Source organism: Sphaerisporangium sp. NPDC049457 (assembly GCF_055586705.1).
In genome coordinates, this window is record NZ_JBVJHR010000005.1 from 158,906 (window position 1) to 183,843 (window position 24,938).

The following is a 24,938-nucleotide window of genomic DNA, read 5'->3' on the forward strand; positions in this document are numbered from 1 at the left end:
GCCAGACCCGCCGGGGCGGGCCCGCACGCCTACGAGAGGGCGTCGAAGCCGGCTCGAAGGTGCAGGACGCGCTCTGAGAGGTCCTTGATGGGGGCGGCCAGCGAGGTGCTGCCGTTGGCCTGCGACACGAGCTCCTCGACCCGCGAGAGCTCCTCCTCCACGGCCGTGAGCCGGCGCGACAGCTCGGGCAGGACCTCGGCGCCCACGCCGTCCGGCAGTTCGACGGTCAGCCGCTCGCGCAGCAGGGCCGCCTGCTCGGTGAGCCGGCGGTTCATGTTGTACAGCTCGACGAACACCGACACCTTGGCGCGCAGCACCCACGGGTCGAAGGGCTTGGTGAGGTAGTCGACGGCGCCCGCGGCGTACCCGCGGAAGGCGTAGTCGGGGGCGCTGTCGACCACGGTCAAGAAGATGATCGGGATGTTGCGGGTGCGCTCGCGCCGCTTGATGTGCGCGGCCGTCTCGAAGCCGTCCATGCCGGGCATGCGCACGTCGAGCAGGATGAGCGCGAACTCGATGCCCAGCAGGGCCTTCAGAGCCTCCTCGCCGGAACGTGCGCGCACGGCGACCACGTCGAGAGAGCTCAGGATGGCCTCCAACGCGATGAGGTTCTCCTCGCGGTCGTCGACCAGCAGGATCTTCGCTCGGTCCGGCATTAAGCGCGCCCTTCCTTCCCATCGCTCGACGGCACGCGGCCGCGCGTCAGCCAGCCGCGCAGACGTTCGAGCAGCCGGTCGACGTCCACCGGCTTCGGCACGTAGTCGGACGCGCCCGAGGCGATGCTCTTCTCTCTGTCACCCTGCATCACCTTGGCGGTGAGCGCGATGATCGGCAGCTCGGCGAACTGCGGCATGCGGCGGATGGCCGACGTGGTCGCCCAGCCGTCCATCTCGGGCATCATGATGTCCATGAGGACCAGCGCGACGTCCTCGTTGCGTTCGAGCTGCTCGATGCCCTCGATGCCGTTCTCGGCGTAGACCACGGTGGAGCCGTGCCGTTCGAGCACGCTCGTCAGCGCGAAGACGTTCCTGATGTCGTCGTCCACGATGAGGATCTTCGCGCCGTTCAGCGGGTCGTCGCCCTGCCACGACCGGTTCTCGATGCCCTCGGAGAGCTGCGGGAGCCGCATGTCGTCCCCGAGGTCGGGCATCTGCGGCAGGTCGGGGGCGAGGCCGATGTCGGGGTCGGGATCGTCCCGGCGATCGCCGGGAGAGATCGCCGCGCCGCCGTTGCTGCCGTCGAGCGGCCCGGCGTACCTGACCGGCAGGTGCAGCGTGAAGGTGCTGCCGTGCGCCGCCTCGCTGGTGGCGTGGATCTCGCCGCCGAGCAGGCGGGCGATCTCGCGGCAGATCGACAGGCCGAGGCCGGTGCCGCCGTACTTGCGGCTGGTGGTGCCGTCGGCCTGGCGGAACGCCTCGAAGATCATCTCTAGCTTCTCGGGGGCGATGCCGATGCCGGTGTCCACCACGGAGAAGGACACGATGTCGTCGTTCTCGCGCAGCGTGCGGTCGATGTAGGGCACGCTGTCGTCCGCGCGGCTGATGTGCAGGCGCACCTCGCCCTTGGGAGTGAACTTGACGGCGTTGGACAGCAGGTTGCGCAGCACCTGCTGCAGGCGCTGCTCGTCGGTGTTCAGCTCTTCGGGCACCGACGGGTCGACCTCGACGGTGAACGACAGCCCCTTGTCCTGCGCGAGCGGCGCGAACGTCGCCTCGACGTACTCCACCAGCTTGGGCAGCGACAGCGGCTGCGGGTGGATGTCCATGCGGCCCGCCTCGACCTTGGACAGGTCGAGGATGTCGTTGATCAGCTGGAGCAGCGCGGAGCCGGCGCCGTGGATGGTGCGGGCGAACTCCACCTGCTTGGCGGTCAGGTTGCCCTCGGTGTTCTCCGACAGCAGCTTGGCCAGCACCAGCAGGCTGTTCAGCGGGGTGCGCAGCTCGTGGGACATGTTCGCGAGGAACTCGGTCTTGTAGCGCGAGGACACCGCGAGCTGCTCGGCGCGCTCTTCCAGGGTGCGGCGGGCCTGCTCGATCTGGAAGTTCTGGATCTCGATGGCGCGGTTCTGCTTGGCGAGCAGCGCGGCCTTGTCCTCTAGCTCGGCGTTGGACCGGCGCAGCTCCTCCTGCTGGCGCTGCAGCTCGTCGGAGCGCTCGCGCAGCTCGGTGGTGAGCCGCTGGGACTCGGTGAGCAGGCCCTCGGTGCGCGAGTTGGCGATGATGGTGTTCATCGTCACGCCGATGGTCTCGACGAGCTGGTTGAGGAAGGCGAGGTGGGTCTCGCCGAACCGGCTGAAGGAGGCCAGTTCGAGCACGCCGAGCACCTGCTTCTCGAACAGGACGGGCAGCACGACGATCTGGGCGGGCCTCGACCGGCTCAGCCCCGACTCGATGGTCAGGTAGGCGGCGGGGACGTCGTCCAGCACGATGGGACGGCCCTCGGCGGCGGCCTGGCCGACGATGCCCTGACCGAACTTGAAGGTCTGCCTGGCGCTGCGCCCCGGCCGCACCCCGTACCCGGCGATCAGCCTGAGCTCGTCGTCGGCGAGGCTCTCGACCATGTAGAAGGCCCCGTAGCGGGCCGACACCAGCGGCGTGAGCTCGCTCATGATGAGCTTGGCGACCTCCATCAGGTCGCGGTGGCCCTGCATCAGGCGCGAGACGCGGGCGAGGTTGCTCTTGAGCCAGTCTTGTTCCTGGTTGGCCTTGGTGGTGTCCACCAGGTTGGACACCATCGTGTTGATGTTGTCCTTGAGGTCGGCGAGCTCGCCCTGCGCGTCGACGGTGATCGAGCGGGTCAGGTCGCCGCGGGCCACCGCGCTGGTCACCTCGGCGATCGCGCGCACCTGCGTGCTCAGGCTGCTGGCCAGCTCGTTCACGCTCTCGGTGAGCTGCTTCCAGGTGCCTTCGACGCCCTCGACGCGGGCCTGGCCGCCGAGCTGGCCCTCGGAGGCGACCTCGCGGGCCACGCGGGTGACCTCGGAGGCGAACGACGACAGCTGGTCGACCATGCGGTTGATGGTCGTCTTCAGCACGAGGATCTCGCCCTGGGCGTCCACGTCGATCTTCCTGGACAGGTCGCCCTTGGCGACCGCCGTGGTCACCTCGCCGATGTTGCGCACCTGGTAGGTCAGGTTGGTGGCCATGGAGTTGACGTTGTCGGTGAGGTCCTTCCAGACGCCCGACACCCCGCGCACCCGCGCCTGGCCGCCGAGCTGGCCCATGGTGCCGACCTCGCGGGCCACGCGGGTGACCTCGTCGGCGAACAGCGACAGCTGGTCGACCATCGTGTTGACGGTGTCCTTCAGCTGCAGGATCTCGCCCTGCGCGTCGACGGTGATCTTCTTGGAGAGGTTGCCCTGCACGACGGCGGTGGAGACGGCGGCGATCTGCCGCACCTGCGAGGTCAGGTTGTTGGCCATGAAGTTGACGTTGTCGGTGAGGTCCTTCCAGACCCCGGACACGCCGTGCACCTGGGCCTGGCCGCCGAGCTGGCCCTCAGAGCCCACCTCGCGGGCCACGCGGCTCACCTCGGAGGCGACCAGGGAGAGCTGGTCGACCATGGTGTTGATCGTCGACTTGAGTTCGAGGATCTCGCCCTGGGCGTCGACGTCGATCTTCTTGGACAGGTCGCCGCCGGCCACGGCCTTGGTGACCTGGGCGATGTTGCGCACCTGGTAGGTCAGGTTGTTCGCCATCGAGTTGACGTTGTCGGTGAGGTCCTTCCAGACGCCCGAGACGCCCTTGACCTCGGCGCGGCCGCCGAGCTGGCCCTCGGTGCCGACCTCGCGGGCGACCCGGGTGACCTCGTCGGCGAACAGCGACAGCTGGTCGACCATCGTGTTGAGGGTCGTCTTGAGCTGGAGGATCTCACCGCGCGCGTCAGCGGTGATCTTCTTGGACAGGTCGCCCTGGGCGACCGCCGTCGCGACGGTGGCGATGCCGCGCACCTGGCTGGTCAGGTTGCTGGCCATGACGTTGACGTTGTCGGTGAGGTCCTTCCAGACGCCCGACACGCCCCGCACCCGCGCCTGGCCGCCCAGCTCGCCCTCGGTGCCGACCTCGCGGGCGACCCGGGTGACCTCCTCGGCGAAGGCCGAGAGCTGGTCGACCATGGTGTTGACGGTGTTCTTGAGCTCCAGCATCTCGCCGACGGCGTCGACGGTGACCTTGCGGCTCAGGTCGCCGCGGGCCACGGCCGTGGTGACGACGGCGATGTCGCGGACCTGGGCGGAGACGCGACTGGACATGGTGTTCACGGCCTCGGTGAGGTCGCGCCAGCTGCCGGACATGCCGCGGAGGTTGGCGCGCCCGCCGAGCTGGCCCTCGGAGCCGACCTCGCGGGCGACCCGGGTGACCTCGGAGCTGAACAGGGAGAGCTGGTCGACCATGCCGTTGATCGCCTTGCCGAGCCGGCGCACCTCGCCCTTGGCCGTGCGCCCGATCTCAAGGCGCTGGGACAGGTCGCCCTGGGCGACCGCGTCGAGCACGTCGGCGGCGCTGCTCACCGGGCCGACGAGCGCGTCGATCAGGTCGTTGACCGAGTCGACGCTCTCGGCCCACAGCCCGACGCCGGGACCGGCGATCAGGCGGACGCCGGAGCGGCCTTCCTTGACGACCTCACGGCTGACGCGGATGAGCTCGTTGGCGAGGTGTTCGCGGCGGTCGGCGACCTCGTTGAGCAGCAGCCTGACCTCGCTGAGGATGCCAGGGGCCGCGAAGGGCACGCGTTTCCTGAAGTCTCCATCACGCCATGCCATGAGCGTGTCCAGGAACGGCCGGAGGTCGGACTCGGTATAGGACCGCTCCGAACCGGCCCCCACGGTCGGGGTACCCTTCATGAAGCCTCCTTCACGCTGTTCGGGCGGGATACGGAGTAGTGCCAGTCTGGCATGAAGGACGCTGTGCGGTCGCCCTGTCGATCGACCGCGTGTGACAGCCGACTGTGGTAAGCACGGTGTAATGACAAGTTCTTCCCGGGGTGTGCTGGCCGCGTCTTTCGCGCCTGGCAGGACGGCCCTACCCGCCGCCACGCGGTTCACCCGCGAGGTCATGACCGCGTGGGCGGCCGCGTCCATGAGCTCGGACGCCGAGCGGCTGACCGGAGAGCTGGTCTCCGATGTGGGCGATGTCCCTTTTGAGATTGTATGGGTCCATCAGGGAGATTCGCTGCAGATAGAGGTACGAGAGAAGGAGACCGGCGGCGTCCCCGTCGCCCCTCCGTCCAGCTCCGTCTCCGTCTGGGGCGTCAGCTTCTCCGGCGATCTCCGCACCCGCTGGGCGCGGCTGCGCCTGCCCGGCGGCGCCGGCGGCGTCCGCGTGGTCGACGACTGGACGGGGCAGCGCACCAGCCAGGGGCCCGGCTGGCTCGGCTTCCTCGCCGACGCCAGCGACCTGCTCGCCGGCACCCTCGACCCCGACATGGTGCCCGCCCTCATCGCCCAGATCGTGGTGCCGCGGCTGGCCACCTGGTGCGCCGTCTACACGGTGAGCTCCGACGGGGCGCCGCTCGACCTCGCCTACCTGTGGCACGCCGACGAGGCGCAGATCGACGACCTTCGCGCCCAGATCCAGCAGGTGACCATCCCCTCGGTGGACAACCTCACCCCCGTGCCGATCCAGCTCGACGAGTGGCAGTCCCTCGCCTTCCCGCTGGTCGCGCGCGGGCGCAGCCTCGGCATGATGTGCCTGGGCCGCGCCGGCCGCTTCCCCGACGACGCCGCCCAGCTCGCCGAGGACCTCGGCCGGCGCGCCGCGCTCGCGATGGACAACGCCCGCCTGTACGCCCAGCAGGCCGACGCCAACCGCGCCCTGCAACGCAGCCTCCTGCCGCCCGGCACGCCCGCAGAGACCCCCGGCCTCGACTACTCCGTGGTGTACGAGCCGGCGGGCGAGAACAACGAGGTCGGCGGCGACTTCTACGACCTGTTCCCGGCCGGCGAGGGCGTCTGGCGGTTCGCCATCGGCGACGTCTGCGGCACCGGCCCGCAGGCCGCGGCCGTCACCGGCCTGGCCCGCCACACGCTGCGCCTGCTGGCCCGCGAGGGCTACGACGTGCCCGCGGTCGTCTCCCGCCTCAACCAGGCCATCCTGGAGGAGGGCGAGCGGGCGAGGTTCCTGACCCTGCTGCACGGCGAGATCCGCCGCACCGGCGACGGGCTCGATCTCTCACTGATCTCCGCCGGGCACCCCGAGGCGCTGCGGCTGCGGCCGAGCGGCGTGGTGGAGACCGTGGTGAGCTCCCAGTCGCTGCTCGGCGTCTTCCCCGAGGCCCGGTTCGCCGCCGACCACGTCCGCCTGGAGCCGGGGGACGTCCTGCTCGGCGTGACCGACGGGGTGACCGAACGCCGGACGGGCGGGCGGCTGCTGGACGACGACGGCGGCCTGGCCAAGCTGCTCGCCGAGTGCGTCGACCTGTCGGCCCGCGCCGTGGCCGAGCGCATCCGCCGCGCCGTGCAGGACTTCGCGATCGAACCGAGCGCCGACGACCTCGCCATCCTGGTCCTGCGGGCCGAACCGGTCTAACCCGCCCGGCCCGGCCGCGCTCGGCGGCTCCGGGCGGCGGCTCAGGCGGTGGGCCGGCACCGGCCACGGCGTAGGCCCGGTGGTCAGTGTCAGGTGGCGGGAGGGGGCGGCACGCCCACGTGTTTGCGGGCGAAGTCGATCTGGGCGGCCATCTGGCGGATCCGCTCCTCGATCACCAGGCTGGCGTGGCCGGCGGGGTAGCGGTACACCTCGTGCTCGTGCCCTCGCTCCTCCAGCTTCCGCAGATATTTCTCGATCTGCCCGATCGGTGAGCGCGGGTCGTTCTCGCCCGCCAGCACCAGCAGCGGCGCCTGCAGCGCGTCCAGATAGGTGATCGGGGACGACGCGGCGTACAGTTCGGGCACCTCCTGCGGCGAGCCGCCGAACAGCGCCCGGTGGTAGGCGCGCAGGCCCTCGGTCTCGTCGCTGTAGGCCGCGGCGTGGTCGGTGATCGGCACGGCCGCGATGCCCGCGGCCCACCACTTGGGCTGGGTCGCCAGGCCGAGCAGCGTCAGGTACCCGCCCCACGAGGCGCCCGCGAGCACCATGCGCTCCGGATCGGCCACGCCCTGGCCCACCGCCCACTCGCGTACCGCCGCCACGTCGGCCAGTTCGATGTGGCCCACGTCGCCGCGCAGCGCGTCCCGCCACGCCGAGCCGTACCCGGTCGAGCCCCGGTAGTTGACCCGCACGACGGCGAAGCCGACGTCCACCCACGCCGCGACGTTCGGCATGAACGAGTCGTCGTCCTGCGCGGCCGGGCCGCCGTGCAGCAGGAACACCGTCGGATAGGGCGAGCTGCCCATGCTCGGGCGGGACACCAGGGCATGGATGCGCCCGCCGGGGCCGTCGACGTGCACGTCCTCCAGCGGCACGGACGGCGGGGCCGACGGGCCCGACTGGTTCATGACGACGTGGCCGTCGCTGGCCCTGATGACCGGGGGCCGCGCCGCGCTGGACCAGGAGTACTCGACCGTCCCGTCGGGCCGGGGCATCGCGTCGTGGATCACGCCGTGCGGCGTCTTGATCTCCGACAGGTGGCCGCCGCCGAGGTCGTACCGGTACAGCTCGGTGCGGGCGCGGTCGTTGTGGCCGATCAGCAGCGCACGGCCGTCGTGGTACCAGTCGGCGGTGATCTCGCCGGGGACGCGCAGCCAGATCTCGCGCTGCTCGCCGGTCACCGGGTCCCAGACCAGCGGCTCGCGGCGGCCCCGCCGCTCGTGCAGGGCGAGGATGCGCCGGTCGGTCGTGGTCGGCGCGAACCGCACTCCGGAGAAACCCTTGCCGGGCCCGTCGTTCAGATTTCCGACGGCCTGCCCGTTCGGCCTGATCACGCGCAGGGCGGGGTGGCGGGAGTCGCCGTGCTCGCTGTGGCTCACCGCGATCAGCGAGCCGTCGAGCGACATGCCCGCGACCTGCGCGAACTCGCGCGACTCGTAGATCACGGCGGGTTTGTCGTCGCTGCCGACCTGGACGTGCAGCACCTGGAAGCCGTGGCGGCTGCTGCGGCCGACGGCGGCCGTGCCGACGGCCGACAGCGCCAGGCCCGTCGGGTGGCCAGGAGCGAGGTCGGGGTGGGCGGCCATCTCGGGCCCGCCGTTGAACGGCTGGCGCATCCAGATGCCGAACTCGTCGCCGTAGGTGTCGGAGAACCACCAGATCCACTGGCCGGTGGGGTCGATCGCCGCGTGCGAGGTGCCGCGAGGACGACTGGTGACCTGTCGTGTGGCGCCGCTCGAACGGTCCCAGGCGTGGATCTCCCAGACGCCGGAGATGTTGCAGCGATACACGGACCGGGCCGGGGCCAGCCGTGCCCAGACGGGCAGTGTCATACGTGCCGCGCGGAACCTGGCCTGCCAGCGTTCCTCGGCCTTCATGGGCGTGCCCCTCCCTCACGCTCTCCCTGACCGGGATCGGCGGGTTGCCGTTAAGTATGTCGCTTCTGTACGGAAGATGGCCTACAAAGTCAGGGAAATTCCTAATTCCAGTGCGTCTAGGGGATCTTACGGAACAGAGAGATCCGGCACGACATCTGAACGGTGACCGGGTCCGGCAGGCGAAGGATTTCTCGCCTGAGCGCCACAGGGTCGGTGTGCCAGGCGCTCGGCCCCATCTCCACCACGGTCTCGACGGCCTGATGCCCGAGCCGCATCGGCGCCTCCTCGACGATCTCGCCGACCTGGGCGAAGTGCCCCGCGAGCGCCTCTTCGACGCGCCGCGCCTTGTCCTCGTCCACCGAGAGCAGGCCGAGCTCGCCGACCAGCGGTGAAAGGTGCCGGGGCGTCGGCGTGACCACGATCAGCGTCCCTTCCGGGCGCAGCACGCGGGCGAACTCCGGGCCGTTGCGCGGGGCGAAGACGTTCAGCAGCACGTCCGCGCACGCGTCCTTGACCGGCAGAGGCCGCCACACGTCGGCGACCACCGCGCCGATGCGCGGATGGGCCCGTGCCGCGCGCCTGAGGGCGTGCTTGGAGACGTCCAGGGCGATGCCGACGTCGTGCGGGCCGAGCACCCCGGCCAGATAGTGGCCGGTGCCCGCTCCGGCGTCCAGGACGACCGCGGGCCCGCGCCCGCCGGCCGTCCGCGCCGGGCCGTCGGTTCCGGGCGCGGCCGCCGTGCCGTGCCGCCCGGGGTCGCCCGGTGACCCGCCGCCGGAGGCGAGGGCCGAGGCGGGGCGCTGAAGCTCTCGCAGGCGGTGGGCCAGCGGGGCGAAGTGGCCCGCGCCGAGGAACGCCGCCCGCGCCGTGACCATGGCGGGCGTGTCGGCCGTACCCGGGATCGCCGAGCCGGTCAGCAGGCTCACATACCCCTGTCTGGCGACGTCGTAGGCGTGCCCCTCCTCGCACCGCACCACGCCGCCGGCGAGGGCGAGGCCGCGCCGGCAGACCGGGCACACCAGGTACGGGATGACGTCGGCGAGCATTCCTCCATCATCCCCGAACGCCGGAACCCGCCCGTCCGCCCGGCTCGCCGTCCCTCACCGCGTCCGGGTCCCTCACCGCCGGTCCGGGCGCCCGCGGGCCGCCTGGACGCGGACCGCGACGCCGTCGAGCATGGTGCGCAGCCCGAACTCGAAGAGGCTGTCCAGATCCAGCTCGGCCTCCGGCGACCGCATGATCCGCGAGAAGGCGGGGAAACGCCCGGAGGACAGGAGCCCGTCGAAGGCCGGGGCCTGCGCCGCCATCCACTCGTCGTCGGTGACCCCGCTCTCCTGCCGCGCCCGCGCCTCCTCTTCGAGGTTGACGGCCACCCCGTGCACGTAGCTGTACACGGTGATCACCACGTGCAGGACCTCGTTCGGCCGCAGTCCAAGGCCGGTGAGGCCCTGCATCACCCACTCGGTGCCCGCGAGCGCGTTGGGCGACATCAGCGGGCGGGTGAACGACTGCACAGGGGCGAGCCAGGGATGACGGCGGTACATCGCCCAGTGCTGCCGGGCGACCAGCTCCAGCCGCTCGCGCCAGGTGCGGGCGGAGGGAACGGGCGCGAACTCCGCGCCGAACACGGCGTCGGCCATCAGCAGCACGAGCTCGTCCTTGCCCTGGACGTGCCGGTACAGCGACATGGTGGGCACACCCAGCGCGGCGGCGGCCCTGCGCATCGACAGGGCGGCGATCCCCTCGGCGTCGGCGATCTCGATCGCGGTGCGGACCAGCCGCGCGCGGGCCGGCTCGTGCCCGCCGTCCGCCGTCGCGGGGCCGCGGTGCCGCGCGGGCGCCGGTTCGGGGACGCGCACCACGGTGCCGGCCCCCGGTCGCGGCAGCACGAGACCCTCCTGGCGGAGCGTCGCGAGGACCTTGGTGGCGGTCGCCATGGCCACGCCCCACTCTTTGGTGATCTGCCGCGTCGAGGGCACCCGTTCTCCGGCGCGCAGCTCGCCGGAGGTGATGCGGCGCCGGATCTCGCGGACGATGCGGGCGTAGGGCGGCTCGGGTCGTGTCCCTTGGTCCACCTGGGGCTCCTTCCGCCGGCGCGGCGCACGGGTGCGTCGCCGAGCGTACTAGTGCACCAGGGGCGCCCGCCGTCACCGGCCGGCGGCCGGATCGGCGGATGACGAGGCGCATCGCGCCGTGCCCGCCCGGCGCCCCGTAGTGCTCCCTTCGGGAGCGCACTAGTGCTGATTGCGACATTCTCGCAGTTCATTGCGTCAGTACACCGTACAAACTAGCGTGTACGCGTCGGCCCGTACAGCGTACATACAGCATGGGCCGTCATCCCCCGACCTGGCCGAGGAGGCTGTGATGAACCGAAGTGTCCTGATCAACGGCGCGAGCGTCGCCGGGCCCGCGCTGGCCTTCTGGCTGCGCCGCCACGGGTTCGACCCCGTCGTCGTGGAGCGGGCCCCGGCGCTCAGGGACGGCGGCCACGCGATCGACCTGCGCGGGGTCGCCCACGAGGTGGTCAGGCGGATGGGCCTGTCGGCCGAGGTCCGGCGGGCGAGCATCGGCACGCGCGGCATGTCGTTCGTCGACGCCGCCGGCAGGCCCCGGGCGAGCATGCCCGTGGAGCTCCTCGGCGGCGAGGGCGCGGTCGGCGAGATCGAGATCCTGCGCGGCGACCTGTCGAAGGTGCTCTACGACGCCACCCGCGACGACGTCGAATACGTCTTCGGCGACCACGTCACCGCGCTCGCCGACGACGGAGACGGAGTCGAGGCGCGATTCGCGGCCGGCGGCAGGCGCCGGTTCGGCCTGGTGGTCGGGGCGGACGGCATCCACTCGGCCACCCGCGCGCTCGTCTTCGGGGAGGAGTCCCGGTTCGCCCGCCACCTCGGCTCCTACACCTCGTACTTCACCATCCCCTACCCGGTGGCCCACGACCGGTGGGACCGCTACCACACCCCGCTCGGCGGGCGGGCGGTGGCCGTCCGGCCCACTCCCCGGCCGGACGAGGCCAAGGCGCTGTTCGGCTTCACCTCGCCGCCGCTGTCCTACGACCGGCACGACGCCGACCGGCAGAAGAAGATCGTCGCCGACCGGTTCGCGGACGTCGGCTGGGAGGTCCCCCGGCTGCTGGCGGCCATGTGGGAGTCCCAGGACTTCTACTTCGACGCCATCGGCCAGATCCACATGGATCGCTGGTCCAGCGGCCGGACGGTCCTGCTGGGCGACGCGGCGTACTGCCCCTCGGCCCTCAGCGGCCTCGGGACGAGCCTGGCCCTGGTGGGGGCGTACGTGCTCGCGGGCGAGCTGGCCGCCGCGGGCGGCGACCACCGCGCCGGGTTCGCGGGATACGAGCGTGAGATGCGCGGGTACGTCGCGGCGTCCCAGGCGCGGGCCAACGGCGGTGAGACGGGCTTCCTGTTCCCCAAGTCGACGGCGCAGGTCTGGACGCGGGACATGATGATCAGGACGCTGCCCTACGTGCCGTGGCGGGGCCTGATCGTCAGGCGGCTCCAGCAGGCCGACGCCATCACGCTCAAGGACTACCAGAGCTGACGGCGCCGGCCGTGGCGGGAGCTCAGGCGGGCACGGAGGCCACGCCGGGGGCGAGGAACGCGCGGCCGCCGACCTCGGCGGAGACGCCGGTCCTGTCGAGGTAGGGGGTGATGCCGCCGGTGTGGAACGGCCAGCCGGCGCCGAGGATCATGCACAGGTCGATGTCCTCGGGCGCCGCGACGACCCCTTCGTCCAGCATCAGGCGGATCTCCTCGGCCAGCGCGCGCAGCGCCCGGTCGCGCACCTGCTCAGCGTCCGGCCCGGTCGTCCCGGACGCCTCGAAGATCTGCCGCGCCTCCGGGTCGATGGAGAAGTCCGGGGCGTAGACGCCGGGCTTCCCGGCCTTCACGAGCGTCGCCAGGTTCGACGAGACCCCGTAGCGGCCGGGGAACGCCTCGTGCAGCGTCTCGGCGACGTGCAGCGCCACGGCGGGCCCGACGAGCTGCAGGAGCGCGAACGGGGTCATCGGCAGCCCGAGCCCGTCCAGCGCGTGGTCGGCGACCTCGATCGGGGTGCCCTCGTCCACGGCGCCGATGACCTCGCCCATGAACCGGGTGAGCAGCCGGTTCACCACGAACGCCGGGGCGTCCTTGACCAGCACGCTCGACTTCCGCAGCGCCTTGCCGACCGCGAAGGCCGTGGCCAGCGTGGCGTCGTCGGTCTTCTCGGCCCGGACGATCTCCAGCAGGGGGAGCACCGCGACGGGGTTGAAGAAGTGGAAGCCCACCACCCGCTCGGGATGGCGCAGGCCGGCCGCCATCGCCGAGATCGGCAGCGAGGAGGTGTTGGTGGCCAGCACGCACTCGGGCCCGACGACGGCCTCCACCTCGGCGAAGACCTGCTTCTTCACGGCGAGGTCCTCGAAGACGGCCTCGATGACGAAGTCGGCGTCGGAGAAGGCGTCCTTGGTCAGCGAGCCGGTGACCAGCCCTTTCAGCCGGTTGGCCTGGTCGCCGGTGACGCGTCCCTTGCCGAGCAGCTTGTCCACCTCGGCGTGGACGTGGCCGACGCCCTTGTCCAGGCGGGCCTGGTCGAGGTCGGTGAGGACCACCGGCACCTCCAGGCGGCGGGCGAACAGCAGGGCGAGCTGCGAGGCCATCAGGCCCGCGCCGACCACGCCGACCTTGGTGACCTTGCGGGCGAGCGCCTTGTCCGGGGCTCCCGCGGGACGCTTGGCCCGCCGCTGCACCAGGTCGAAGGCGTACAGGCCGGCGCGCAGCTCGTCGCCCATCAGCAGGTCGGCCAGCGCCTGGGTCTCGGCCTCGAACCCCGCGTCGCGGCTCGCCGAGCCGGCCAGCTCCACCAGCTCGAGCGCCCGGTACGGCGCCGGGGAGGCGCCGCGCAGCTTGAGGTCGACGAGCGTCCTGGCGCCCGCCACCGCGGCCTTCCAGCCCTCGGCGTCCTCGGTGAACGGGTGCCGGGAGACCACGGTCTCGCCGGTCAGCACGCGGGCCGCCCAGCGCAGCGACTCCTCCAGGAAGTCGGCCGGCTCGAAGACCGCGTCGGCGACGCCGAGCTTGAACGCCTCGGTACCCTTGATCATCCGGTTCTGCGACAGCGGGTTCTCGACGATCAGCTTCAGCGCGTTGGCCGGGCCGATGAGGCGGGGGAGCAGCTGCGTGCCGCCCCAGCCCGGAACCAGGCCGAGGAAGCACTCGGGCAGCGCGACCGCCGGGACGCCGGAGGAGATGGTCCGGTAGGTGCAGTGCAGCGCGACCTCCAGGCCGCCGCCCATCGCCGCGCCGTTCAGGAACGCGAACGACGGCACCTCCAGCTCGCCGAGCCGGCGGAACACCTCGTGGCCGAGCCGGCCGAGGGCCTCGGCCTGCTCGCGCGAGCGGACCAGCGCCGCGCCCTTGAGGTCGGCGCCGACGGCGAAGACGAACGGCTTGCCGGTGACGCCGACCGCGGCGATGTCGGAGCGGTCGCAGATGGCGTCGAGGGCCTTGTCCAGCTCGGCCAGGCCGCGGGGGCCGAAGGTGTTCGGCTTGGTGTGGTCGAAGCCGTTGTCCAGCGTGATCAGGGCCATCGTGCCCGCGTCGCCCGGCAGCCGGACGTCGCGCACCAGGGCGTGGGTGACGACTTCGTCTTCGAAGATGTCGGTGATGTCGCTCACTTCGCGCCCTCCCAGGCGAGGTTCTCCCATACGACCGTCCCGCCCATGCCCATGCCGACGCACATGGTCGTGATGCCATGGCGCACGCCGGGGTTCTCGCCGAACTCGCGGGCGAGCTGGGTCATGAGCCGCACCCCGGAGGACGCGAGCGGGTGACCGAACGCGATCGCGCCGCCGTAGGGGTTGACGCGCGGGTCGTCGTCGGCGATGCCGAAGTGCGAAAGGAAGGCCAGCACCTGCACGGCGAAGGCCTCGTTGATCTCGATGAGCCCGATGTCGCCGATGGACAGCCCGGCCAGGCGCAGCGCGCGCTCGGTGGAGGGGATCGGGCCGACGCCCATCACCTCGGGGTCCACTCCGGCGAACGCGTAGGAGACCAGCCGCATCTTGGGCGTGAGGCCCAGCTCGGCGGCGGTGCCGGCGGCGGCGAGGATGCTGCCGGTGGCCCCGTCGTTCAGGCCCGCCGAGTTGCCGGCGGTGACGTGGCCGTGCGCGCGGAACGGCGTCTTCAGCGACGCCAGGCCCTCCATGGTGGTGCCCGGCCGCGGCGGCTCGTCCTCGGTGGCGAGGCCCCAGCCCTCGGCGGCCTTGCGGGTCGCCATCGGCACCAGGTCCGGCTGGATCTTTCCGTTCGCGTACGCCTTGGCGACCTTCTCCTGCGAGGCGACCGCGTAGGCGTCGGCGCGCTCCTTGGAGATCTCGGGGTAGCGGTCGTGCAGGTTCTCCGCGGTCATGCCCATGATCAGCGCGGAGCCGTCGACGAGCTTCTCGGACAGGAAACGGGGGTTGGGGTCGACGCCCTCGCCCATCGGGTGGCGGCCCATGTGCTCGACGCCGCCCGCGATGGCGACGTCGTAGGCGCCGAAGGCGATGCCGCCCGCCACGGAGGTGACGGCGGTCATCGCGCCGGCGCACATGCGGTCGATGGCGTAACCGGGGACGGACTTGGGCAGTCCGGCCAGCACGGCGGCCGAGCGGCCGATGGTCAGGCCCTGGTCGCCGATCTGGGTGGTGGCCGCGATGGCCACCTCGTCGACGCGCTCGGGCGGCAGTTGCGGGTTGCGCCGCATCAGTTCACGGATGACGCGGACGACCAGATCGTCGGCGCGGGTCTCGGCGTACAGGCCCTTGGGGCCCGACCGGCCGAAAGGTGTGCGCACGCCGTCGACGAACACGACGTCACGAGACGTTGGCACGGCTGGCTCCTCGCTGCTCGATGGCTTCGGCCTAGATGCTACTCGCCGGTAACATGATGCCACGGCGCCGGCCCTCGCGGCGCCGCGCACCCCGCCACGCCGCCTCCGGCCTCCGACCACGTGCCTTCCCCCAGGCGCGGCCGTTCACCCCGTGCGGTGTGCCGGGTGCGGACGGCGCGCCTAGGCGATGCCGGTGAGCAGGGTGCGTACGACGCCGGTGGCGAAGTCGTCCGCCTCCATCGGCGAGTCCTCCTCGCCGAGGAACACCCGCAGGAAGGCCCGCTGGTAGCAGGCGCCGAGCAGCAGCGCCGCCGCCGAGCCGGCGTCGGTGTCCGCGCTGATGCGCCCCTGGTCGCGCAGGGTGCCCAGGTACGCGGCGAGCGCTTCCAACGGCTTGTGCGGACCGGCGTTCAGCTTGCGGAGCTCTTCGCGGTGACGCTGGAGCAGCGCCGGCTCGGCGAACAGCGACGACCCGATCGGCATGCTCGCCTCGTAGAACAGCGTCGCCGCGCGGGCGATCTCGACGAGGCAGTCCTCGGTCGAGCGGTCGCCCGGGTCGGCGGACAGCCGCGCGATCACCGACCCGAGCGCGGGCAGCCGCTCTTGAAGGACGGCGACGAACATCTCCTCCTTGCCGGTGAAGTGGCGGTAGAGGGCCGCCTCCGAGCAGCCGGCCGCGCGGGCGATCTCCTTGGTGGTGACGTGGGCCAGGCCCACCGTGCGCATGAGGTGCTCGGCGGAGTCGAGGATGCGCCGGCGGGTGCGGGCGCCGGCGGCCGTGCGCGGCAGGGGCATGTGGGCGGTCGATCCTCTCGGCCGGTGCGGCTTTCGACCGCCGGGGCAAGGGGTACTCATTCTATGATGTGAGTGAGTACTCACCAACCTATGGGGGGACGTCTCATGAAGCTCACCGTTTTCGGGGCCACCGGACGCACGGGGCGGGAAGTCGTCAGGCAGGCGCTGGACGCCGGGCACCAGGTCACCGCCGTGGTACGCGATCCCGCCCGCCTTCCCATCGGCCACTCCGCGCTCGAGGTGATCACCGCGGAGGTGACCTCGCCGCAGGCGTTGCGCCCGGCGCTCGCCGGGCGCGACGCCGCGATCTCGGCCCTCGGCCCGAACGGCAGGAAGGACGTGGGCATCGCGTCCGCGGCGCTGAGCTCGGTCGTCCGCGCGATGGAGGCCAACGACGTGCGCCGCCTCGTGGTCGTGAGCGCCGTCCCGGTCGGCCCGACCCCCGACGGCGAGCCTTTCCTGTACCGCACGGTGCTGCTGCCGCTGCTCAAGCGCGTCCTCAGGGACGCGTACGCCGACCTGCGGGCGATGGAGGACGAAGTACGGCACAGCCCCCTGGAATGGACGATCGTGCGGCCGCCCCGGCTGACCGGCAGGCCGCTGACCGCCGAATACCGGCGGGCCGTGGGCGGCAACGTCCCGCGCGGCCGCTCCATCGGAAGGGCCGACCTCGCCCACGCGATGCTCGCGTGCCTGGACGACCCCGCCTCCGTCAAGCAGCCGGTCGGAGTCGCGTACTGACCTCACCGGTTCAGGAGACCGCCACCTGGCGCAGGAAGGCGGCGTTCGAGGGCGTGTCGCGGAGGCGGTCGAGCAGCACGGCGAGTGCCTGCTCGCGGTCGAGGCTCGAAAGCACGCGCCGCAGCTTCCACACGGCCTCGCGCTCGTCGGACGCCAGTAGCAGCTCCTCGCGCCGGGTGCCGGAGGCGGCCACGTCGACGGCCGGGAACATGCGCTGCTCGGCGAGCGTCCGGCTCAGCCGCAGTTCCATGTTCCCCGTTCCCTTGAACTCCTCGTAGAAGAAGTCGTCCATCCGTGAGCCGGTCTCGGCCAGCGCGGTCGCGAGGATCGTCAGCGACGGGCCCTCACGGGTGGCACGGGCGGCGCCGAACAGGCGCTTGGGCAGGTGGACGGCCTGCGCGTCCACCCCGCCGGTGAGCGTCTTGCCGCCGTTCGGCGCGATGACGTTGTAGGCCCTGCCGAGCCGGGTGAGCGAGTCGAGCAGGACCACCACGTCGGTCCCGCGTTCGACGAGCCGCTTGGCGCGCTCGATCGCCAGCTCGGCGAGCGACGCGTGGTCGCGTTCCGGCCGGTCGAACGTCGAGGCGATCACCTCGGCGCGCACGGACTCGCGGAAGTCGGTGACCTCCTCGGGACGCTCGCCGACGAGGACCACCATCAGGTGGACGCCGGGGTGCTCACGGGCGACCGCGTCGGCGACGGCCTTGAGCACCATGGTCTTGCCGGCCTTCGGCGGCGCGACGATCAGGCCGCGCTGTCCCTTGCCGACGGGGGCCAACAGGTCCACCAGCCGGGTGGCCGGCGAGCCGGTCGCAAGGACGAGGCGCTCATGCGGGTGGACCGGCGTCATGGCGGCGAAGCGCGGCCGGGGGAGTCCTGGCCGCTCGCCGTCGACGGAGACGATCTCGACGTTCCGGTCCCGCGGCCCGCGCGTCCGCGCCACCAGCAGGTCGCCGGGGCGCAGGCCGAGCTCCCCGACCTGCGCCAGAGGGAGGCGGACGTCGTCGTCGCCCGGGAGGTGGCCGCCGGTCCGGATGAAGGCCGCCTTGTCCCGGACGTCGAGCAACCCCCTGATCTCGGTGACGGTCCCGACGGCGCCGCCGCCGGACCGGCCGGCCTGTCCGGTGGCGCTGGCACTGCTGGTGGTGCCGGCGGCGTCCGGGGTGCCGGTCTGACGCCGGCGGGTTCTTCTCGTGGGCGCCGCCACGGGCGCCGGGGCTTCGATGGTCGCTGTCATGGTGATTCCTCGCTGATGAGATGCGTGTCAGGTGGGCGGTGAGTGGGAGAGGGCGCCGGAGAGATCGCGGCAAGAGGCGGGGCGGAAACCCCGACGTGCTCTGGCCCGCAGCGCCGCACGGCGCGTACGGCGATGCGCCGAGCGCCGCGAACGGCGGTGCGCCGGGCACCGCCCGCACGGCGATGTGCGAGCACCGCGTACGGCGATGTGCCGTGCTGAGGGTTCGCCCGCGTTCGGTGGAGGCCGTGGCATCGTCGTCGGCGTTGGCGGACGGCGACGGGTGAGGCCGCGTCAGGCGATCGGCGCGAGCTGCCTGCCCTGAACAGGGCGGCGACAAAGAGATGAACGGCTTACAACGGCGGGGAATGGTGACATCCCACCTATAGAGCCACTTTCACCATAGCATCGGCGTCCGGCTCGGGCGCAAGCCCCCGCCTCATCCCTGCCGCCGCGTCCGCCCGGCGGGCGACGGGCAGGACGACGGACGGGTCTCACGCCGGCGGGCGTGCCAAGCTAGGGGCAGGTGTCCAGTGCAGGGGAGCGCGATGGCGTACGAGCCGATGATGTTCGCCGGGGTGGAGGTCGTCCCGCTCCTCGACGCGGTGGGCCCGATGGGCGGTGACCTGCGGCATCGGCCGGGCGAGTTCTTCACCGGCGGGTCGCCCGAGCACCGCGCGGCGCTGGACGGCGACGAGTGGGTCCTGCACTTCCGCTGCTACCTGCTCCGCCCGCGCGCCGGCCGGGTGATCCTGGTGGACGCGGGGCTGGGCGGACGCGACTCGCCCGCGGCGAGCTGGGCGCCGGTGCCGGGCCGGCTGGTGGACGAGCTCGCCGCCGTGGGCGTGGCGCCGGCGGACGTCGGCACCGTCGTGCTCACGCACCTGCACAGCGACCACGCGTCCGGCGCGGTCACCGACGGGGTGGCCACCTTCCCCGACGCCCGGCACGTCGTCCAGCGCGCCGAGGTCGACTGGATCGAGGGCGCCGGCCCGAGCGCCATACTCGAGCGGGTGCTGCGCCCGCTGACGGGGCTGGTGGACGCCGTGGACGGGGAGGCCGAGGTGGCCTCGGGCGTACGGGTGCTTCCGGCTCCCGGCCACACGCCCGGCCACCAGGTGGTCGAGATCGGGCCGCTGACGCTGACCGGCGACGTGATCCTGCACCCGGCGCAGCTGGCCGACCCGTCCATCGGCTACGTCCACGACGACGACCCGGTGCGGGCGATCGCGACCAGAGAGCGGGTGCTGCGCGGATGCCGGGCCGGCGGCGGCCTCATCGGCACCGCGCACTTCCCCGAGCCCTTCACCCGGCTCCCGCCCGGCGAGGGTGACCCGCCTCGGCAGGGGGCGGGGGCCACCGCGTGACGGTGGCCCCCGCCGGTCAGCCGACCGGTACGGGGACCGGCCGCCGCCGCGCCGCGTCGATGTCGTCGTCATCGTCGTCATCGTCGTCATCGTCGTCGTCGCCGTGCGAGAGCTGCGGCAGCCAGCCGAGCCAGCGCGGCAGGTACCAGTTCCAGTCGCCGAGCAGCTTCATCGTCGCGGGCAGCAGCACCGCCCTGACGATGGTCGCGTCGATCAGGATCGCCGCCGCCAGCCCGACGCCCATCTGCATGAACGTCAGCAGCGACAGGGTCGCGAACGTCGCGAAGACGGCCACCATGATGAGCGCCGCGCTGGTCACCACGCCCGCCGTGGACCGGATGCCGAACGCGACGGCGTCCTCGGTGCGCATGCCCCGGTCGAACGCCTCGCGGATCCTGCTCAGGATGAACACGTGGTAGTCCATCGACAGGCCGAACAGGATCACGAACAGGAACAGCGGCAGCCAGTCGGTGATGTACCCGGTCGAGGTGAAGCCCAGCAGGCCCTCGCCGTACCCCCGCTGGAACACAAGGACGAGCACGCCGTAGGCCGCCGCCACCGACAGCAGGTTGAGCACGATCGCCTTGACCGCGACCACCAGTGAGCGGAACGAGGTGAGCAGCAGCAGGAACGCCAGCAGCAGCACGAACCCGAACACCAGCGGGATGGTGCGGGAGAGCTGCTCGTTGAAGTCCATCGAGCCGGCGGCGCTGCCGGTGACGTGTGCCTCGCCGACCCTCGCGAGCGTCGCCGGCACGACGTCCTGCCGCAGTGTGCGCACGGCGCGTTCCGCCGCCGCGCCCTCGCCCTTCAGGCCGATGGAGATCCGGGCCACCGTCTTGTCCGGGTTGACGTCGACGCCGAACGGCTCGTTGGCCTGGCCGGTGGCGAACGCGCGCCGCTTGAAGTCGTCGATCGCCGCGGTGACGGCCGGCGTGGTGACGTCCGCCGCGTTGAGGACGACGACGGCCGGGTCGTTGCCGCCGGGGAAGGCCTTGTCGATCCGCTTGAACGTCTCGGCGATCGCGTAGTCGCCCTGCAGGTCGTCGATGGTCTGCGAGCCGGTGCGCAGCGTGAACGCCGGCGTGGCCAGCGCCAGCAGCAGGCCGCCCGCGACGACGACCGAGACCAGCGGGTGGCGCAGGACGGGGGTGAGGACCGCGTTCCAGAATCGGCCGTGCCCCTCGCGACCGCCGAGTCTGCGCTTCCAGGTGAGCCGTCCTCGCGACAGCACGCGCGCGGTGCCGTGGATCACCCGCGCGTCGATCTTGTCGCCGATCAGCGACAGCAGCGCGGGAAGCACCGTCAGCGAGCCGATCATCGCGGTGAGGACGACCAGGATCGTGCCCTCGGCGAAGCCCATGAACACCCCGTTGCCGGTCAGGAACATGCCCGCCATGGCGACGATGACCGTGATGCCGGAGATGAGTACCGCGCGTCCCGACGTGGCCGCCGCGATCTCGATGGCGCGCCGCTCGCCGCGGCCCTTCGCCCGCTCCTCCCGCTCCCTGCGGATGTAGAACAGCGAGTAGTCGACGCCGACCGCGAGGCCGATGAGCAGCATGAGGTTCGGGGTGGCCTCGTCCACGTGCAGCAACTGGCTGGTGAAGCCCAGCAGGCCGGTCGCCGCCACGATCGCGGTCATCGCCAGCGCCAGCGGGATCAACGCGGCGAGCAGCGCGCCGAACGCCGCCAGCAGGATGCCGAGGGTGATCGGCAGCGACAGCTGCTCGGCCCGCACGAAGTCCTGGTCGATCGCCTCGCCGATCAGCTTGCCCGCGCTCGCCCCGCCGGCCTCCTCCACGCGCAGTTCGGAGAACCGCGCCTGCACGCCCGCGACGGCGTCCAGCACCGGCTGCACGCGCTCGTCCGCGGTCGCGCCGTCGCCCTTCATGTCGAACTGCACGAGCGTGGTGCGCCGGTCCTGGGTGACCGGGGACGGGTGCGCGTCGTACGGGGTGCGGACGTTCTCGACCCGGCCGGTCGCGGTCACCGCGTCCTTGACTCCGGTGACCGCGGCGCGGAACCTCGGGTCGTCCACGGTGAGCGCGCCGTCCTTGGACTGGATCAGGACGACCTCGCCCGCGACGTCCTTGAAAGCGGCGCCGTCGAGAATCCGGCCGGCCTCCCGGGAATCGCCGTTCGCGCTTTCGTAGTCCTTCATCTTCTCCGTGCCGACCGCGTTCCCGGCCACGGTCGCGACCGCCACGAAGGCGACCCAGATCAGGATCGCCGCCCAGCGGTGACGCGCGCTCCAGCCGCCCACCGAGGCGGCCAGATTCCTCCGGCGTCTCATGCGATGTCTCCCCCAGCTTTGTTTTCCCTTGAAGGTAGAAGCCGGGAAAGGCGGTCACATCGGCCGTGCAACGCATATGAGAGGTACCCCGCAGGGGGTAGGCCGGGCGGCGCCCGTCCCTCTCCAGGTCTACGGGGAGCCCCCTAGGGGACGGCGGAACGGGCACGGCGATACGGTCGAAGCCATGGTCGTGCTTCCGCCGGACGAGTTCTACGCCGGGCTCAACAAGACGCTCCTGGGCGCCGGCGCCTTCATCACCGACCCGGCGGGCAGGGTGCTGCTCGTCAAGCCCAACTACCGCGACCACTGGCTCTGGCCGGGCGGCCACGTGGACGAAGGCGAGACCCCCGACCAGGCGTGCGCCCGCGAACTGGCCGAGGAGCTCGGGCTGTCGGTGCCGGTCGGCGGGCTGCTCGGCGTGCACTGGGTGCCGCCGTTCGGCGACCGGCCGCTGCCCCTGGTGCACTTCCTGTTCGACTGCGGCGGGCTTCCGGGCGCCGACCGCCTCGTCCTGCAGGAGGAGGAGCTGGACGCGTGCGGCTTCTTCGACGAGGACGAGGCGAAGGCGTTGATGCCCGCCTACCTCGTCCGCCGCATGCGCGCCGCCATGGAGGCCAGGCGGCGCGGCACGTCGTTCTACCTCACTGGAGGCTCCCCCGAGTTCGCCCGCTGACCCGCGACGAGGTCCCGGGCCGGCTCGGGCGGCGCCGCCCGGTGAGCGGCCGCGTGGACGGCAAGCCACGCGGCCGGCCGGGTCACCGGGTGCGGATCCGGGTCACCGGGTGTAGATGACGGGGGCGGACGGGGTCGACATGCCGTTCCCGATGAAGAAGCTCGGGTGCGGGGGCTGGTTGTAGGCGGTGTTCTGCCAGGCGATGGCCTCGCGGTACTGGATGTCGTGCATCAGGGTGAAGATGCGCCGGTCGGTCACCGTGGTCGTCGCGTAGACGCGCAGGGCGCGGTCGTCGCTGGTCGGCCAGACGATCTCCTCGCGCCAGTCGCCGAACAGGTCCGCCGACAGCGAGGGCGTCGCCTTGGTGCCGTTGTTGGAGTGCACGCCCGAGGCGGTGAGCAGCCGCGTCGAGCCATTGGGGCCGTACTTGTCGACCTGCGTCTGGTCGAGCAGTTCGCGCACCGGGTCGGCGTCCCACCAGGCGAGGAAGTTCATCGAGGAGGGCTTGGCGCCCACGTTGGCGCCCCTGGTGTTGCGCAGCCCGTCGGCCCTGGACGACCACGACTCGGCGCCGGGGCTGCCGGACCAGATGTCGCCGGACACGCCGCGCCCGTTGTCGCCGTTCGCCGGCGTCGTCCACAGCACCTGGCCGGTGCGCGCGTCCGCCATCCACGAGCTGGGCTTGCTGGAATCCTCGTCGACCTTGAAGACCTCCAGGCCGGCGCGGGACGGGTCGAGGTCGCCGACGTGCAGGGCGTCGCCGTGGCCGTTGCCGGTGTTCCACATCGGGGAGCCGTTGTCGTTGATCGCCATCGCGCCGAAGATGATCTCGTCCCTGCCGTCGCCGTCCGCGTCGGCGATGGACAGGTTGTGGTTGCCCTGGCCGGTGTACTGCGACCCCGAGGAGTTGGAATCGAAGGTCCACCGCTTGGTCAGCGAGCCGTTGCGGAAGTCCCACGCCGCGATCACCGTACGCGTGTAGTAGCCGCGCGACATGATCAGGCTCGGCCGGGTGCCGTCCAGATACGCGGTCCCGGCCAGGAACCGGTCCACCCGGTTGCCGTAGGAGTCACCCCAGTTGGACACCGTGCCGCGCGGCGGGTCGTAGTTCACCGTCGACATGGCCCTGCCGGTCTGCCCGTTGAACATCGTCAGGTACTCGGGCCCCGACAGCACGTACCCCGAGGAGTTGCGGTAGTCGGCGCCGGAGTTGCCGATGACGACACCGGCGCCGTCCCGGGTCGCGTCGGCGGTCTTCATGGCCACCTCGGCCTTGCCGTCGCCGTCGTAGTCGTACACCTGGAACTGCGTGTAGTGCGCCCCGGCCCGGATGTTGCGGCCGAGGTCGATGCGCCACAGCCGGGTGCCGTTCAGCCGGTAGGCCTCCACGAAGACGTTGCCGGTGTAGCCGGACTGGGAATTGTCCTTGGCGTTGGTCGGGTCCCACTTCAGGACGAACTCGTACTGGCCGTCGCCGTCGAGGTCGCCGACGCTGGCGTCGTTGGCGGTGTAGCTGTAGGAGACCCCGTCGGGGGTGGTGCCGCCGGACGGCGGCTGGATCGGCACGTCGAGGTAGGCGCCGCCGGTGAAGCGCAGCGAGCTCTCCGAGGCGGCCTGCTCGGCGCCGCCGATGACCGGCCGCACGGTGTAGCTCGCGTCGGCCGCGGCGCCGCTGTCCAGGTAGTTGGTGGACCCGGTGATCGGCGAGGAGTTCAGCTTGGTGGAGCCCCGGTAGAGGTTGAAGGCGATGTCGGAGGGGTCGTTGCCGAACATCCGCCAGGACACCAGGTTGCCGCTGCCGGACCGCGCGCTCACCAGGCCCCGGTTCAGCCGCTCCGCCTGGCGCGCGTTCGCGGGCGTCGGCGTCGGCGTGGGCGTCGGGGTAGGCGTGGGTGTCGGGGTGGGAGTGGGCGTCGGGGTGGGCGTGGGAGTGGGCGTCACGCTTGGGGTGGGCGTGGGCGTGGGGGTCGGCGTCGGCGTCGGATCGGTCGTTCCCGTGCAGGTCACGCCGTTGAGGGTGAACGACTCCGGGACCGGGTTGCTGGAGTTGTTCCACGAGCCGTTGAAGCCGAAGGAGGTGCTCGCGCCCGTGGCCAGCGCGGCGTTGTAGCCGGCGTCGGCGGCGCTCACCTGGGCGCCGCTCTGGGTCGCCGTGGTGTTCCACGCCTGGACGATCTGCTGGCCCGCGGTGAAGCTCCACGCCAGCCGCCAGCCGTTGATCGCGTCACCGAGATTGGTCACGGTCACGTTCGCGGAGAAACCTCCCGACCACTGGGTGCTGACCGCGTAGTCCACCCGGCAGCCGGCGGCGGCGTGGGCCGCGACGGTCGTCGCCGTCCCGGTCGTCGCCACCGTGGCGGCGGCCGCCGCCGCCAGGATCACCAGCCGGCGGACCGGCGATCTCGCGATGTAGCGCATGACTCTCCTCTTCGTGCGGAGCGCCGGGCACCGAACCGGGGGTTAAAACGATTCGATGGGCGGCGCGCGACATACCCGCGAGGCCTGACCTTCCGTCGCGACTGATTCTTCGCAACCTAGGCCGAGCCGGACGGGCCGCG

At 71.9% G+C, this 24,938-nt stretch carries 16 protein-coding genes; 5 read left to right on the forward strand and 11 right to left on the reverse strand.

Translation table 11 applies throughout. The features are described 5' to 3' along the window. Positions 1-29: 29 nt before the first annotated feature. Together ACZ6QO_RS10020 and ACZ6QO_RS10025 are read right to left on the reverse strand one after the other, a co-directional pair. Positions 30-656: a response regulator gene (locus tag ACZ6QO_RS10020; protein ID WP_465849394.1), complete on the reverse strand. Its 627-nt coding sequence runs from the start codon at positions 654-656 to the stop codon at positions 30-32. After that, on the reverse strand, positions 656-4,840 hold the full coding sequence (locus tag ACZ6QO_RS10025) for a HAMP domain-containing protein (RefSeq protein ID WP_465849396.1): 4,185 nt from the start codon (positions 4,838-4,840) through the stop codon (positions 656-658). Before ACZ6QO_RS10025 ends, ACZ6QO_RS10020 begins: the two co-directional genes overlap by 1 nt. 121 nt (positions 4,841-4,961) lie before the next feature. On the opposite strand from ACZ6QO_RS10025, the gene ACZ6QO_RS10030 reads away from it, so the two are divergent. Beyond that, positions 4,962-6,524, forward strand: coding sequence for a PP2C family protein-serine/threonine phosphatase (locus tag ACZ6QO_RS10030; RefSeq protein ID WP_465849397.1), 1,563 nt, complete (start codon positions 4,962-4,964; stop codon positions 6,522-6,524). An 89-nt stretch (positions 6,525-6,613) separates the two neighbouring features. Here the strand turns inward: ACZ6QO_RS10030 and ACZ6QO_RS10035 are convergent, their stop codons facing one another. From ACZ6QO_RS10035 to ACZ6QO_RS10045, 3 genes are all read right to left on the reverse strand, one after another. Further along, entirely contained in the window at positions 6,614-8,401 is a 1,788-nt protein-coding gene (locus ACZ6QO_RS10035; protein WP_465849399.1) for a S9 family peptidase, read from the reverse strand. A 116-nt stretch (positions 8,402-8,517) separates the two neighbouring features. Continuing rightward, positions 8,518-9,447 carry a putative RNA methyltransferase gene (locus tag ACZ6QO_RS10040; protein ID WP_465849400.1) on the reverse strand — a complete coding sequence of 310 codons (930 nt, stop codon included), beginning with the start codon at positions 9,445-9,447 and terminating at the stop codon, positions 8,518-8,520. 72 nt (positions 9,448-9,519) lie between these two features. Next, positions 9,520-10,476 carry a TetR/AcrR family transcriptional regulator C-terminal domain-containing protein gene (locus ACZ6QO_RS10045; RefSeq protein ID WP_465849401.1) on the reverse strand — a complete coding sequence of 319 codons (957 nt, stop codon included), beginning with the start codon at positions 10,474-10,476 and terminating at the stop codon, positions 9,520-9,522. Positions 10,477-10,765: 289 nt separating this feature from the next. Here ACZ6QO_RS10045 and ACZ6QO_RS10050 point away from each other — a divergent pair, with 289 nt between their 5' ends. Continuing rightward, positions 10,766-11,962 carry an FAD-dependent monooxygenase gene (locus ACZ6QO_RS10050; RefSeq protein WP_465849403.1) on the forward strand — a complete coding sequence of 399 codons (1,197 nt, stop codon included), beginning with the start codon at positions 10,766-10,768 and terminating at the stop codon, positions 11,960-11,962. Between the two features lie 22 nt (positions 11,963-11,984). On the opposite strand, the gene ACZ6QO_RS10055 is transcribed toward ACZ6QO_RS10050, so the two are convergent. The 3 genes from ACZ6QO_RS10055 to ACZ6QO_RS10065 form a co-directional block, all read right to left on the reverse strand. Beyond that, complete coding sequence (locus ACZ6QO_RS10055) at positions 11,985-14,078, reverse strand: 3-hydroxyacyl-CoA dehydrogenase NAD-binding domain-containing protein (RefSeq protein ID WP_465849405.1); 2,094 nt, start codon at positions 14,076-14,078, stop codon at positions 11,985-11,987. Continuing rightward, positions 14,075-15,274, reverse strand: coding sequence for a thiolase family protein (locus ACZ6QO_RS10060; RefSeq protein ID WP_465849407.1), 1,200 nt, complete (start codon positions 15,272-15,274; stop codon positions 14,075-14,077). Before ACZ6QO_RS10060 ends, ACZ6QO_RS10055 begins: the two co-directional genes overlap by 4 nt. Positions 15,275-15,454: 180 nt before the next feature. Then, positions 15,455-16,069, reverse strand: coding sequence for a TetR/AcrR family transcriptional regulator (locus tag ACZ6QO_RS10065; protein ID WP_465849409.1), 615 nt, complete (start codon positions 16,067-16,069; stop codon positions 15,455-15,457). A gap of 105 nt (positions 16,070-16,174) precedes the next feature. Between ACZ6QO_RS10065 and ACZ6QO_RS10070 the strand changes: the two genes are divergently transcribed. Next, complete coding sequence (locus tag ACZ6QO_RS10070; RefSeq protein WP_465849411.1) at positions 16,175-16,810, forward strand: NAD(P)-dependent oxidoreductase; 636 nt, start codon at positions 16,175-16,177, stop codon at positions 16,808-16,810. A gap of 10 nt (positions 16,811-16,820) precedes the next feature. On the opposite strand, the gene rho is transcribed toward ACZ6QO_RS10070, so the two are convergent. Continuing rightward, entirely contained in the window at positions 16,821-18,047 is a 1,227-nt protein-coding gene (gene rho, locus ACZ6QO_RS10075) for a transcription termination factor Rho (protein WP_465849412.1), read from the reverse strand. A 545-nt stretch (positions 18,048-18,592) separates the two neighbouring features. Between rho and ACZ6QO_RS10080 the strand changes: the two genes are divergently transcribed. Beyond that, a complete protein-coding gene (locus ACZ6QO_RS10080; protein WP_465849414.1) occupies positions 18,593-19,411 on the forward strand; it encodes an MBL fold metallo-hydrolase in 819 nt (272 codons plus the stop codon). Between the two features lie 16 nt (positions 19,412-19,427). On the opposite strand, the gene ACZ6QO_RS10085 is transcribed toward ACZ6QO_RS10080, so the two are convergent. Beyond that, positions 19,428-21,707 carry an MMPL family transporter gene (locus ACZ6QO_RS10085; protein WP_465849416.1) on the reverse strand — a complete coding sequence of 760 codons (2,280 nt, stop codon included), beginning with the start codon at positions 21,705-21,707 and terminating at the stop codon, positions 19,428-19,430. A 184-nt stretch (positions 21,708-21,891) separates the two neighbouring features. Here ACZ6QO_RS10085 and ACZ6QO_RS10090 point away from each other — a divergent pair, with 184 nt between their 5' ends. Next, positions 21,892-22,380: an NUDIX domain-containing protein gene (locus ACZ6QO_RS10090; RefSeq protein ID WP_465849418.1), complete on the forward strand. Its 489-nt coding sequence runs from the start codon at positions 21,892-21,894 to the stop codon at positions 22,378-22,380. 102 nt (positions 22,381-22,482) lie between these two features. On the opposite strand, the gene ACZ6QO_RS10095 is transcribed toward ACZ6QO_RS10090, so the two are convergent. Beyond that, positions 22,483-24,798: a rhamnogalacturonan lyase family protein gene (locus ACZ6QO_RS10095; protein WP_465849419.1), complete on the reverse strand. Its 2,316-nt coding sequence runs from the start codon at positions 24,796-24,798 to the stop codon at positions 22,483-22,485. Positions 24,799-24,938: the final 140 nt, after the last annotated feature.